Origin of the sequence: Chishuiella sp., from assembly GCF_032109125.1 — a bacterium.
GTDB lineage: Bacteria > Bacteroidota > Bacteroidia > Flavobacteriales > Weeksellaceae > Empedobacter.
Window position 1 is genome coordinate 1 of the sequence record NZ_DAMCLZ010000016.1, and the last position, 14,001, is coordinate 14,001.

At 30.1% G+C, this 14,001-nt stretch carries 9 protein-coding genes; 4 read left to right on the top strand and 5 right to left on the bottom strand.

The window, feature by feature from the left end; all coding sequences use genetic code 11:
• Nucleotides 1-147: 147 nt before the first annotated feature.
• The gene (locus tag RT575_RS13680) at nucleotides 148-2,412 is read right to left on the bottom strand and encodes an aconitate hydratase (protein ID WP_313581574.1); all 2,265 of its coding nucleotides are present in this window, start codon (nucleotides 2,410-2,412) and stop codon (nucleotides 148-150) included.
• 201 nt (nucleotides 2,413-2,613) lie between these two features.
• On the bottom strand, nucleotides 2,614-5,376 hold the full coding sequence (locus tag RT575_RS13685; protein ID WP_313581576.1) for a bifunctional aconitate hydratase 2/2-methylisocitrate dehydratase: 2,763 nt from the start codon (nucleotides 5,374-5,376) through the stop codon (nucleotides 2,614-2,616).
• Nucleotides 5,377-5,913: 537 nt separating this feature from the next.
• Here RT575_RS13685 and argH point away from each other — a divergent pair.
• On the top strand, nucleotides 5,914-7,215 hold the full coding sequence (argH, locus tag RT575_RS13690) for an argininosuccinate lyase (RefSeq protein ID WP_313581578.1): 1,302 nt from the start codon (nucleotides 5,914-5,916) through the stop codon (nucleotides 7,213-7,215).
• A gap of 69 nt (nucleotides 7,216-7,284) precedes the next feature.
• Here argH and RT575_RS13695 read toward each other — a convergent pair whose 3' ends face one another.
• Together RT575_RS13695 and RT575_RS13700 are read right to left on the bottom strand one after the other, a co-directional pair.
• Entirely contained in the window at nucleotides 7,285-9,147 is a 1,863-nt protein-coding gene (locus RT575_RS13695) for a lysophospholipid acyltransferase family protein (protein ID WP_313581580.1), read from the bottom strand.
• The gene (locus tag RT575_RS13700) at nucleotides 9,148-10,389 is read right to left on the bottom strand and encodes an aspartate kinase (RefSeq protein WP_313581582.1); all 1,242 of its coding nucleotides are present in this window, start codon (nucleotides 10,387-10,389) and stop codon (nucleotides 9,148-9,150) included.
• 186 nt (nucleotides 10,390-10,575) lie between these two features.
• On the opposite strand from RT575_RS13700, the gene fbp reads away from it, so the two are divergent.
• Nucleotides 10,576-11,586: a class 1 fructose-bisphosphatase gene (fbp, locus tag RT575_RS13705; protein ID WP_313581584.1), complete on the top strand. Its 1,011-nt coding sequence runs from the start codon at nucleotides 10,576-10,578 to the stop codon at nucleotides 11,584-11,586.
• A gap of 51 nt (nucleotides 11,587-11,637) precedes the next feature.
• Here fbp and nth read toward each other — a convergent pair whose 3' ends face one another.
• On the bottom strand, nucleotides 11,638-12,258 hold the full coding sequence (nth, locus tag RT575_RS13710) for an endonuclease III (protein ID WP_313383988.1): 621 nt from the start codon (nucleotides 12,256-12,258) through the stop codon (nucleotides 11,638-11,640).
• Between the two features lie 181 nt (nucleotides 12,259-12,439).
• Here nth and bcp point away from each other — a divergent pair, with 181 nt between their 5' ends.
• Both bcp and recA read left to right on the top strand, forming a co-directional pair.
• Entirely contained in the window at nucleotides 12,440-12,889 is a 450-nt protein-coding gene (gene bcp, locus RT575_RS13715) for a thioredoxin-dependent thiol peroxidase (protein ID WP_313581585.1), read from the top strand.
• A gap of 9 nt (nucleotides 12,890-12,898) precedes the next feature.
• Nucleotides 12,899-13,960: a recombinase RecA gene (gene recA, locus RT575_RS13720; protein ID WP_313581587.1), complete on the top strand. Its 1,062-nt coding sequence runs from the start codon at nucleotides 12,899-12,901 to the stop codon at nucleotides 13,958-13,960.
• Nucleotides 13,961-14,001: the final 41 nt, after the last annotated feature.

Genomic DNA, 14,001 nt, shown 5'->3' on the forward strand with positions numbered 1-14,001 from the left:
GGACATCAGGTTTTCATCCTGGAAAGAGGGGTTCGATTCCCCTAGGGACTACAAAAAAAGCATCTAATAAATTTATTAGATGCTTTTTTTATGAGATTAAGTTTAATAAAAAACTAGTAAATATTTACTAGTTTTTTATTATATCTATTAAGCTTCTTGTGCTTTAATTAAATTTAATGCAGATCCAGCTTTAAACCATTCTATTTGTTGAGCATTATACGTATGATTAGCAAAAATCAAATCTTTAGATCCATCAGAATGTACTAATTCAATAGACAAAGGTTTTTCTGGAGCAAAGTTTATTAAATCAATAAAATTAAACGTATCATCTTCTTGTACTTTATCATAATCTGCTTTATCAGCAAATGTTAGAGCTAACATACCTTGTTTCTTTAAATTAGTTTCATGAATACGTGCAAAAGAACGAACTAAAACAGCTACAACACCTAAATGACGTGGTTGCATTGCTGCATGTTCTCGAGATGAACCTTCTCCATAATTTTCATCACCTACAATAATAGAAGGAACTCCTGCCGCTTTATATGCTCTAGCAGTATCTGGAACTGGTCCATATTCTCCAGTTAACTGATTTTTTACTTTATTTACTTCTTGATTAAATGCATTAACAGCACCAATTAAAGTATTATTAGATATATTATCTAAATGTCCTCTAAAACGCAACCATGGCCCTGCCATAGATATATGATCTGTTGTACATTTACCAAATGCTTTTATTAAGAGTTTAATTCCTGTTATATTTTTTCCATTCCAAGGTTTAAAGCTTTCTAATAATTGCAAACGTTCTGAATTAGGATTAACTATAACTTCTACATTAGAGCCATCCTCTATTGGTGCTTGGTAACCATTATCTTCATAAGCATAACCTTTAGTAGGTAATTCTTCTCCTTTTGGAGCATCTAATAAAACCTCTTCTCCATTTTTATTAATTAACTTATCCGTTAATGGATTAAAATCTAAGCGTCCTGCAATAGCAATTGCTGCAACCATTTCTGGTGATGTTACGAAAGCATATGTATTTGGATTACCATCTGCACGCTTCTTAAAATTTCTATTAAAGGAATGCACAATTGTATTCTTCTCTTCTTTATCTGCTCCTTCTCTATCCCATTGCCCAATACATGGACCACAAGCATTCGTAAAGATAACTGCATTTAAATCTTCAAAAGTTTTTAATAAACCATCTCGGTCTGCTGTATATCTAACAACTTCTGAACCTGGATTTATTCCAAATGATGCTTTTGTTACAAGTCCTTTATCAATAGCTTGCTGAGCAATTGATGCTGCTCTAGATAAATCTTCATATGAAGAATTTGTACAAGAACCTATTAAGCCCCATTCTACATCCATTGGCCAACCATTAACTGCTGCAGTTTCTTTCATCTTTGATACTGGCGTCATTAAATCTGGTGTAAAAGGACCATTTAAACGTGGTTCTAATTCTGATAAATTAATTTCAATTAATTCATCATAATAGTTTTCTGGATTTGCATAAACTTCATTATCCGAACGTAAATACTCTTTATACTTATTCGCTTCATCAGCAACATCATTACGGTTTGTTGCTCTAAGATATCGCTCAGAAGCATCATCATAAGCAAAAATAGAAGTTGTAGCACCTATTTCAGCTCCCATATTACAAATTGTACCTTTACCTGTTGCGGATAAAGATTCTGCTCCTTCTCCAAAGTATTCTACAATAGCACCAGTACCTCCTTTTACAGTTAATAAGCCTGCAACTTCTAAAATAACATCCTTAGGAGCAGACCAACCTGATAATTTACCAGTTAACTTTACTCCTATCAATTTAGGCATTTTTAATTCCCAAGCCATTCCTGCCATTACATCAACTGCATCAGCTCCACCGACACCTATAGCAACCATTCCCAAACCTCCTGCATTTGGAGTATGAGAATCAGTACCAATCATCATTCCTCCTGGAAATGCATAATTCTCTAAAACAACTTGATGAATAATACCAGCTCCTGGTCTCCAAAAACCAATTCCATATTTATTTGAAACAGATTCTAAAAAATTAAAAACTTCAGATGATTTACTAATTGCTTCTTGTAAGTCAGTCTTAGCACCAACCTTAGCTTGAATTAAGTGATCACAATGAACAGTAGAAGGAACTGCTGTTTTTTGTTTACCAGCTTGCATAAATTGTAGTAATGCCATTTGCGCTGTTGCATCTTGCATTGCTACTCTATCTGGAGCAAAATCTACATAAGATTCACCTCTTTTATATGCTTCTGTTGGTTTACCTTCAAATAAATGCGCATATAAAATTTTTTCTGAATAAGTCAATGGTCTTTTTACAATAGATTTTGCTGCGTCTACACGCTCTTTCATTCTATTATAAACACCTTTTATCATATCTATATCAAATGCCATAATATTGTATTTTTAATTATAATTTTACTATTAAATCAATAAACAATTTACGGATTTTTTATGTTAGGTTTTTCTTAAACTATGTCAAAAGTCATAATTTAAAACGATTCTATGTAACTTATTTCTAATACTATAAATAAAAAAACCGAGATAATCATTTTGATTATCTCGGTTAAAATATATTAAAATTTAAACCTATTCTTATTTAGTTGAAATAGGAGTAAATTTTGTTAAATTAATACCTTCTACAGCTGCTTTGTACTCTTCAATACTTGGTATTCTTCCTAAAATAGCAGAAAGAACAACAACTGGAGTTGACGCTAATAAAGATTCACCTTTTTTACGATCAGAATCTTCTACAACACGACCTTGGAAAAGACGAGTTGAAGTAGCCATAACTGTATCTCCTTTTGCAGCCTTTTCTTGGTTCCCCATACAAAGGTTACAACCAGGACGCTCTAAGTACATGATGTTTTCATATTCTGTACGAGCAGTACTTTTTGGTAATAAATCACTAAATTCAAATCCTGAATATTTTTGTAATAAATCCCAATCACCTTCAGCTTTTAACTCATCAATGATGTTATAAGTTGGAGCAGCAACAACTAATGGTGCATTAAATTTAACCTCTCCTTGTTGTTTCTCTACGTTTTTCAACATTTGAGAAACAATTTTAAGGTCATCTTTATGTACCATACAAGATCCTACGAATCCTAAATCTACTTTTTTATCACCTCCGTAGAAAGATAATTCTCTAATAGTATCGTGTGTATATCTTTTAGAAACATCATCATTGTTTACATCTGGATCAGCAATCATTGGTTGATCAATAATATCAAGATCAATAACAACTTCAGCATAATATTTAGCATTTGCATCTGGAGCTAAAGCAGGTTTTTCTCCTGATTGAATTTCTTCAATTCTTTTATTAGCTTTGTTGATTAATCCTTGAAGAACTTGATTTTTATTCTCCATTCCTTTATCAATCATGATTTGGATACGATCTTTTGCAATTTCTAAAGATTTGATTAACGTATCATCTTGCGAAATACAAATAGATGCTTTAGCTTTCATTTCAGCAGTCCAATCTGTAAATGTAAATGCTTGATCTGCAAGAAGAGTTCCGATATGAACCTCAATAATTCTACCTTGGAATACATTCTCTCCTCCAAATTGTTTTAACATTTGAGATTGTGTAGCATGAACAACATCACGGAAATCCATGTATTCTTTCATTGCTCCTTTGAAAGTAACTTTTACTGATTCTGGGATTGGCATAGATGCTTCTCCTGTAGCTAATGCTAAAGCAACTGTTCCTGAATCAGCACCAAAAGCAACACCTTTAGACATTCTTGTATGTGAATCACCACCTATAATGATAGCCCATTCGTCAACAGTAATATCATTAAGAACTTTGTGGATAACGTCAGTCATTGCATGATATTCATTTTTAGGATCACGAGCTGTAATAAGTCCGAAATCATTCATGAATTTCATTAATTTAGGGATATTAGCTTGTGCTTTTTTATCCCAAACAGATGCAGTGTGACAACCTGATTGGTATGCACCGTCAACGATTGGAGATATTACAGTTGCAGCCATTGCTTCTAACTCTTGAGAAGTCATAAGTCCTGTAGTATCTTGAGAACCTACAATATTAACTTCTACACGTACGTCAGAACCTGCATGTAATACTTTTCCTGGAGTAGTTCCAACAGCATTTCTATTGAAGATTTTTTCAACAGCTGTTAAACCTTGTCCTTCTATTGAAATTTCTTTAGATGGAGCAAAAACTGTAGGAGCTTCAATTCCTAAAGTTTTAGCAGCAAATGTTTGGATTTTTTTACCAAATACAATTGCATAAGAACCACCAGCTTTTATGAATTCCATTTTTTGAGGAGTAAGAGATTTAGAAATATCTATTAACTCTTGATCACCATTATATAATTTTTTCTTTTGCGTATTAATTGTAAGAACAGTTCCTGTTTCAACAGAATAAACTTCTTCTAAAACTGGTTCACCTTTTTCGTTACGAACAACTTCTCCGTTTTCATCTACTTTTTTCTTCCAGTTTTGTAAGTCAATACCAATACCTCCTGTTACATCAACAGTTGTAAGGAAAATTGGAGAAATACCGTTTGTACCAGCTACAATTGGAGCTATGTTTACAAAAGGCACATAAGGACTTGCTTGTTTACCTGTCCATAAAGCCACGTTATTAACACCTGACATTCTAGAAGATCCAACACCCATTGTTCCTTTTTCAGCGATTAACATTACGCTTTTTCCAGGATGTTGAGCTTGTAAATCTCTAATTTGTTGTTGAGCTTCCGGAGTAATCATACATTTACCATGTAATTCACGGTCTGAACGAGAGTGAGCTTGATTACCTGGAGATAATAAATCTGTAGAGATATCACCTTCACCAGCAATAAATGTTACAACATTAATTTCTTCTGGTACAGCAGGTAATTCTGTAAAGAATTCTGCTTTTGCATAACTTTCAAGAATTTCTTTAGCGATAGCATTACCTTCATTAAAAGCTAATTTTAAACGCTCTGTATCTGCATCATACAAGAACACTTGAGTTTTAAGAACTTCTGCAGCTTGATTAGCTATATCAGTATCATTACCTAAAGCTAAATCTAAAAGAACCTCAATAGATGGTCCTCCTTTCATATGTGATAATAATTCAAAAGCAAATTTAGGTGTAATTTCTGCAACTACAGATTCTCCTAAAATAATTTCTTTTAAAAATTTTGCTTTAACACCAGCAGCACTAGTTGTTCCTGGTAAAGTATTGTAAATAAACAAATTTAAAGAATCCTCTCTATGCTCATTACTTAAATCTTTTATTTGTTCAATAATTTCACTTAGTAATTCAGCACCATCTATAGGCTTTGGATGAAGCCCTTCACTCTTTCTCTCTTCAATTTCGTTGATGTAATCCTTATAAAGGCTCATAATTCTTATATTTTTTTAAATTTATTATAGAGGTTGTCATAAAAAATAACGAATCACTCTTTTTACAACCTATTTAAATTATAATAACATCATCTACAATAATGTAGATCAATCGATATAATCGGTTGTTCTTTAATTATTATAAGTTTGTCTACAAAAATACGTTTATAATAGTGATTTTTCATTAAACACTTATATATTTTAATTATTGTTTAATAATTTAGAACAATTATAAAGAAAGCCTATATTTCACTTTAACAATGATTTAGGCTTAAAAAATATAACTTAAAAATGAAAGTACTTTCCAAATATCAACTTGATAATTTTTTATTATTTTTTTTATTAAATTGAATTATTTTGAAAATTTTATAAACATATTTCAATCAATTAAAATAAATAATAAAAACCTTCTAATGATTTATAAAAATCAATAAAAAATACTCAATAATGAATAAATATTAACAATTAGTTATAATTATACTAATTTAATGTAATAATATACATTTTTTATTAACTTTGCGCCTTAATATAAAAAATATGAAACTCTGGGATAAAGGTTTTACCATTAATGATAAAATAGAAAAATTTACTGTTGGTAAAGACAGAGAATTAGATGCTCATCTTGCTAAATATGATGCAATAGCATCTAAAGCACAAGCCAATATGTTAGCCAAAACAGGCTTAATCACAAATAAAGAGAATGATGCTTTACAAATTGCATTAAATGAAATATTAAAATTAATTGAAGAAAATAATTTTAATGTTGATGATAATTTTGAAGACATCCATTCAAAAATTGAAGCATATCTAATTGAAAAAACTGGCGATGCTGGTAAGAAAATACATGTTGCAAGATCAAGAAATGATCAAGTTCTTGTTGCTATTCAATTATTTGAAAAAGAATATCTAAAGGAAATCACTGAAAAAATAATCACTTTAATAGAAATTTTTTTAACAAAAGCAGAAGAATTAAAAAATCATTTATTACCAGGTTATACCCATTTTCAGGCAGCCATGCCTAGTAGTTTTGGTCTTTGGTTTTCTGCATATGCAGAAAGTTTATTAAATGATTTATACTTTTTTGAAGCTGCATATAAAATTTCTGATCAAAATCCATTAGGTTCTGGAGCTGGATTTGGAACAAGCTTCCCTATAGATCGTTTACAGACAACACAAGAATTAGGTTTTTCAGAAATATTAGTTTCTTCTGTTGGCGCACAAATTTTACGTGGAAAAACAGAAAAATCTGTAGCTACTGCCTTAGCAATGATTGCTGGTACACTTTCTAAAATGTCTTATGATTTAGTTATTTATAATTCGCAGGATTTAGGGTTTGTAAAATTACCTAATGAAATGACTACAGGATCTTCTATTATGCCTCACAAAAAGAATCCTGATGTTTTTGAATTAACTAGAGCACATTGCAACCGCATACAAGCTTTACCAAATGATATTATGTTAACGATAAATAATTTACCTAGTGGTTACCATAGAGATTTTCAGATTCTTAAAGAAATTCTATTTGAACCAATGATGCAATTTGATAATATTATTGATATATTAACATTTGCTATTCCACAACTTCAAATTAAGAATGATTATATAGAACAAGAAAAATATAACCCTATTTATACGGTAGAAAATATTAATGATGCAATCAAAAACGGAACACCATTTAGAGATGCATACAGAGAAGTTGGTTTATCAGTAGAAAATGGGACTTATATTCCACACAAAGAATTTGAAACTTCACATATTGGAAGTATTCATAATTTAAGATTAGATTTAATTGAAAGTAAAGTTGAAAAATTTAGACTTGAATCTTCTGTTTTAAAATAATAATCGATTAATAATAACAAAAAATGCGTTCAAAAATTGAACGCATTTTTATTATTTTATATAGATAAACTAGATAATATTACCATCAAATTTACCTGATTGTATTTTTCTATCTAATTCAGCTTGTATATCTTCTATAACTGGTCTTACTGTTGATTCTGGTATATCAGAAACTCGTATATACATTAAGCCATCTATAGCATCATTAAATTTAGGATCAACATTAAATGCAATAACTTTTGCATTTTGTTTGATGTACTTTTTGATCAAAACTGGTAAACGAAGCATATTTGGCTCTAGTTCATCAATTAATTTATCAAATTTATTTAAATCAGCTTCAGATTCATCAAAAATAAATTCTTTATCTTCTTCTCTTAGACTTACTTTAAATTCATTTTTAGCTCGAACATATTGTGCTACAGTAGAATCAAAATAATGAGATTTCATAAATTCAATCATTAAAGATTTAGAAAAATCAGAAAATTGATTACTTATACTAACTCCTCCAATAATAAATTTTTGATGAGGATTTCTCAAAGTTACATGAACAATTCCTCTCCATAAAAGAAATAATGGCATTGGTTTTTGTTGATATTCTGTAACAACAAATGCTCTTCCCATTTCAATACATTTCTTAAAAAAAGGATGAATTTCTGGATCAAAATTAAATAATTCGTTTACATAAAATCCATTAATACCATATTTTTCATAGACCTCAGAACCAATAGCCATTCTATAAGCTCCTACAATTTTATTTGCATCTTTATCCCATAAAAATAAATGATGATAATGACCATCAAATCGATCCAAATCTATTTCATCATTTGTTCCCTCACCTATTAATCGAAAAGTTACTTCTCTTAATCGGCCAATTTCTCTTAATATATTAGGAATTTTTTCAGCTCTAGCAAAAAAACATTCATAATTATTATTTGTAAATAATAAAGCATCTTCCTCTTTATGTAATCTTTCTATATCCCCTAAAATTAAATCTAATGATGTTTCAGGAACAATTTGTTTCACCTTTTTTGAAGATGATAAACTTTGAAGATTCGGTATTTTTAATTCTAAATTCGATGGATTTTTAAAAACTTCTGCTATTCCTCTTTTTTTATTGTAATAAGAAGATAACATATATGTTTTCTTTCTCAAGAAATCTGAATAATCTTGTATAGATTCGTGCTCATCTTGTTGTTTTTGTAAAATAGGTTTACCTATTCTTATCTGAATTGCACGTGTTCTTTTTCTCATCATTTCTGCTGGCAACATTGCTGTCTGAAAATCTGGATGAATTTTAGCTACACGGTAAAAAGTATTACTATTTTTTGCTCTAAAAAACATAGGTACAACAGGAACTTTAGCTTTTTTAATAAGCTTCATTGCTGCTTCTTGCCAATTCCTATCTATTATTTTTTTCTCATCGTCTCGATAAGAAACTTCACCAGCAGGAAAAATACCCAAACACCCTCCTGATCGCAATAATTTCAAAGTATCTCTCATACCTGAAATACTACTGTAAGCATCTTTGCGAGTTTCGAAAGGATTTACAGGTATTATCATAGGATCTAATGGTTTAATTTTTTGTAATAAAAAATTACCCATTACTTTAAAGTCAGGACGAATTTTTGACATAAAATGCATCATTATAATCCCATCTAAAGCTCCAAGTGGATGATTAGATATAATTATAAATGGTCCTTCTTTCGGAATTCTCTTTAAATCTTCTTCATGAATTTCATAGTCTACGCCTAAATCATCAATCAAATAATCTAAAAATCCTTCACAGCTTAAATGTTTACCTCTATTATATAAATCATTTAATTGATCTATACTGAAAGCTTTTTTTAGAGCCCAAGCAATAGGTTTACCAAAAATGCCAATTTTTGAAAGTCCTGATGCTGAATATATATCTTGTGTGCTAACTAAACTCATTTATCCTTTTACAACAATTTGTAATGTTTCTTTTACTGTTTGACGCAACAATTCTTTATCTTTTGGAATGACATTATCTGATTGATCCTCGAAATGACGAATTGTATATAATAAAACGTTATTTTCTTTTTGAATGCCAAAATCTACACTTATATCTTGAGCAAATTTTTCAAGATTATTATATTTATCTTCTAAACATAAAGATAAAGATATAGCAGAACTCTGCATAAGATTTACATTTATCTGATAATCATATAATTTATTAAATATACCACTTAATTTATCTTCTGTAATAAAAGAAAAATCTTTACTTGATAAACGAATCAAATGTTGATCTCTTTTTAAAATAAAACATGGTACTTTTGGTTCTAATGGTTGTCCTTTTGAAACTTCTGTTCCAGCTTCTTTTGGATTCAAGAATGATTTTACAAAAAATGGAATTTCTTTTCTTTGTAATGGTTGTAATGTTTTTGGATGAATAACTGATGCTCCATAATAAGCTAACTCAATAGCTTCTTCATAAGAAATATGGTTCAATAATTCTGCATTATCAAAATAACGTGGATCAGCATTTAAAACCCCTGGAACATCTTTCCAGATTGTCATACTATCTGCATTTAAACAATAAGCAAAAATTGCAGCTGAATAATCTGAACCTTCTCTACCCAATGTTGTCGTGAAAAAATTAGGATCTGAACCTAAGAAACCTTGAGTTATATATAACCCTTTTGTAGGCAATTCTTTTATATTTTCTTCGGTTAATTTCCAATCAACTTTTCCTTCTCTGTATGTATTATCTGTTTTGATATAATCACGAACATCCAACCAATCATTTTTTAAATTAATTGAATTTAAATACATACTTATAATTTTCGTAGAAATTAATTCTCCACAACATACAATCTGATCATATACATAACTGTAATGAGGAGACTTATTTCTTCTTAAAAAAGATAGAATATCATCAAAAAACTGAGAAATTTCATTAGAAACATCTACAGGATTTTCGAATAATTCTTCTGCTAATGCTATATGATGCTCTTTAACATCATAAATTGTTTTTTCGAAATCTTCGTTTTCAAAATAGCGCTTGACTACGTCTTCTAATGCATTAGTTGTCTTGCCAATAGCAGAAACTATGATACATGTATTTTCGTAACCAACAGTTTGCAACAAGTTTGCAACATTTCTTACGCCAGCTGCATCTTTTACTGATGCTCCACCGAATTTGAAAACTTTCATTTTTATAAAAACTTTTTTTAAATATTAACTCGCAAATATAAGTAAAAAAGTACACAAATAAATTTTGATAATTATAATTGAATGAATAAAAAAATGATGATTCTCATATATTTAGTAAAAATTCAAACGTTTGAGATAATAGAGAATATATTTTTTATTACGATATTTGACTCGCAAAACATAATTATGAAAACAGATTCCCATCAAACTCTTGGAGAGTTTATCATAGAAAATCAAGCTGATTTTATCTACTCTACAGGAGAACTTACGCGTTTATTGAGTTCCATTAAGTTAGCAACAAAAGTAGTTAACTACAAAGTTAACAAAGCTGGTTTAGTTAACATTATAGGTGAATTCGGAAATGAAAATGTTCAAGGTGAAAAACAACAAAAATTAGATGTTTTTGCTAATGAAACATTTATAAAAACTTTATCTCAAAGAGAAGTTGTATGTGGTATAGCTTCAGAGGAAAATGAAGATTTTATTTCTATTGAAGCTAGTAAAAATTCAAAAAATAGTAAATACGTTGTACTTATCGATCCACTTGATGGATCATCTAATATAGATGTAAATGTATCTGTAGGAACAATTTTTTCGATTTATCATCGTGTTACCGAACCAGGAACACCAGTTACAAAAGAAGATTTTTTACAACCAGGTAATAAACAAGTCGCTGCTGGTTATGTAATCTATGGAACTTCTACTATGTTAGTTTATACAACAGGAAATGGAGTAAATGGGTTCACATTAGATCAAGACATAGGAACATTTTATCTTTCTCATCCTAATTTAACAATTCCAAAAGATGGAAAAATATATTCTGTTAACGAAGGTAACTATGTTAAATTTCCTCAAGGTGTGAAAGATTATATTAAATATTGCCAAGCTGATGAAGGAGATAGACCCTACACTTCACGCTACATAGGATCTTTATGTTCTGATTTTCATAGAAATATGCTAAAGGGAGGTATCTATATTTATCCTTCTGGTACAAATAATCCAAACGGGAAATTACGTTTATTATATGAATGTAATCCTATGGCATTTATTGCTGAACAAGCTGGTGGTAAAGCTACTGATGGTTTTAATCGTATTATGGATATAGAACCTACAGAATTACACCAAAGAATTCCTTTCTTTTGTGGATCCTACAATATGGTTGAAAAAGCTGAAGAATTTTTAACTGAAAGAAAATAAATTTTATATCAATAAAAAAATCATCGAAAACATTTTCGATGATTTTTTTTATTATTTAAACATTTCTCTTGTAATAAAATCTTTTTCTAAACTCCAAGCTCTAGCTGGAGAATATTCTCTACCATAGAAAATAATCTGAATATGTAGTTTATTCCACAATTCTTTTGGAAATATTTTTTTTGCATCTTTTTCTGTTTCTTCAACATTTTTTCCTTTTGTTAACTTCCACAACTTCATCAAACGATGGATATGTGTATCTACAGGGAAAGCTGGATGACCAAACCATTGCGACATAACTACAGAAGCCGTTTTGTGTCCTACTCCTGGTAAAGCTTCTAGCTCTTCAAAACCTTCTGGAACTTCACCATCATATTTTTCAACTAAAATCTCTGCTAGTCGCTTTATATTTTTAGCTTTTGTATTTGATAGTCCAATTTGTCTTATATAATATTTTATTTCATCTACCTCCAACAAAGACATTGCTTTCGCATTAGCAGCTTTTGCAAATAACTCAGGAGTTACTTCATTCACTTTTTTATCAGTTGTTTGGGCTGATAATAATACTGCGATTAATAATGTAAAAGCATCTTGATGATCAAGAGGAATTGGTGGCACTGGATATAATTTTTCTAATTCTTCTATCACAAACTGAATGCGTTCTTTCTTTAACATCATAATATTTGATAAAACTTTGATGTAAAAATATTAAAATTATATTTATTATTTTACAACGTCATTTTTTGTCGTAATAATAAATTAGTTTTGTAAAAGATAAAGAGATATTTACACAATATAATTCTTGATTAAATATTAAATCATTATTTTTACGAGTAGTTCTAAAAGATAATTTAAAATGTTGAAAATAGGAGATAAAGTTCCAGATTTTAAAGGAATCGATCAAAATGAAAATATAGTTTCTTACAAAGATTTTAAAGGTAAAAAATTAGTTGTTTTCTTTTATCCAAAAGCAAGTACTCCAGGTTGTACAGCAGAAGCTTGTGATTTAAGAGACAACGAGAATGCTTTAAAAGCAAAAGGTTATCATTTAATTGGTATCAGTGCTGATCCTGTTGCAAAGCAAAAAAAATTTGCTGATAAAAACGAATTACCATTTCCTTTATTAGCAGATGAAGATCATACAATACTTAATGCCTTTGGTGTTTGGGGACCTAAAAAATTTATGGGACGAGAATTTGACGGAATCCACAGAACAACATTTATTATTGATGAAAATGGAACAATTACAGATGTAATCGAAAAAGTAAAAACAAAAGAACACGCAAAACAAATTTTAGAAAAATAAAAAAATATAATGAGCGATTTAGATAATAAAAAGAAAGCATTACAGCTAATATTAGATAAAATGGACAAAGCATACGGTAAAGGAACCGTAATGCGCATGGGAGATTCTGCCGTTGATGATAAAATTGAAGTTATCCCTTCTGGATCTTTAGGTTTAGATTTAGCTTTAGGTGTAGGTGGTTACCCAAGAGGACGTGTAATAGAAATATACGGACCTGAATCTTCTGGTAAAACAACCTTAACTCTTCACGCTATTGCAGAAGCTCAAAAAGCTGGAGGAATTGCTGCTTTTGTTGATGCAGAACACGCTTTTGACCGTTTTTATGCAGCTAAATTAGGTGTTGATGTAGAAAATTTAATTATTTCTCAACCGGACAATGGTGAACAAGCTTTAGAGATTGCAGATAATTTAATCCGTTCTGGTGCAATAGATATTATCGTTATCGACTCTGTTGCTGCATTAACTCCAAAAGCTGAAATCGAAGGAGAAATGGGAGATTCTAGAATGGGATTACAGGCTCGTTTAATGTCTCAAGCATTAAGAAAATTAACTGGTACAATCAATAAAACAAAATGTACAGCAATTTTCATCAACCAATTACGTGAAAAAATTGGAGTTATGTTTGGTAATCCAGAAACAACAACTGGTGGTAATGCCTTAAAATTCTATGCTTCTGTTCGTTTAGATATTCGTCGTGCTACACAAATAAAAAGTGGTGATGAAGTAATAGGAAATCATGCCAAAGTAAAAGTTGTTAAGAACAAAGTTGCTCCTCCATTCCGCCAAGCAGAATTTGATATTATGTACGGTGAAGGTATTTCTAAAGTTGGTGAAGTACTAGACATGGGTGTTGAGAAAGGAATTGTTAACAAATCTGGTTCTTGGTATTCTTACAATGATAGCAAATTAGGTCAAGGTCGTGATGCTGTAAAAGAAGTATTAAAAGATAATCCTGAATTAGCAGAAGAAATTGAAGCTAAAATTGTTGCAGCAATAAAAGGTGAACCTATTGATGGAAAACCTTCTGTTGATAATCCTGCTGATGAAGCTGAATTATTTACTGAAGATTAATCCTCAATTAAAATAGAATAAAAAATGCCTCTCTTATGAAA

Bases quoted from the DNA above. Each gene is read 5' to 3' on its own strand.
- fbp (WP_313581584.1), top strand. From the start codon at position 10,576: ATGAAAACAGATTCCCATCAAACTCTTGGAGAGTTTATCATAGAAAAT.
- bcp (WP_313581585.1), top strand. From the start codon at position 12,440: ATGTTGAAAATAGGAGATAAAGTTCCAGATTTTAAAGGAATCGATCAA.
- RT575_RS13700 (WP_313581582.1), bottom strand. From the start codon at position 10,389: ATGAAAGTTTTCAAATTCGGTGGAGCATCAGTAAAAGATGCAGCTGGC.
- nth (WP_313383988.1), bottom strand. From the start codon at position 12,258: ATGTTAAAGAAAGAACGCATTCAGTTTGTGATAGAAGAATTAGAAAAA.
- RT575_RS13685 (WP_313581576.1), bottom strand. From the start codon at position 5,376: ATGAGCCTTTATAAGGATTACATCAACGAAATTGAAGAGAGAAAGAGT.
- RT575_RS13695 (WP_313581580.1), bottom strand. From the start codon at position 9,147: ATGAGTTTAGTTAGCACACAAGATATATATTCAGCATCAGGACTTTCA.
- recA (WP_313581587.1), top strand. From the start codon at position 12,899: ATGAGCGATTTAGATAATAAAAAGAAAGCATTACAGCTAATATTAGAT.
- argH (WP_313581578.1), top strand. From the start codon at position 5,914: ATGAAACTCTGGGATAAAGGTTTTACCATTAATGATAAAATAGAAAAA.
- RT575_RS13680 (WP_313581574.1), bottom strand. From the start codon at position 2,412: ATGGCATTTGATATAGATATGATAAAAGGTGTTTATAATAGAATGAAA.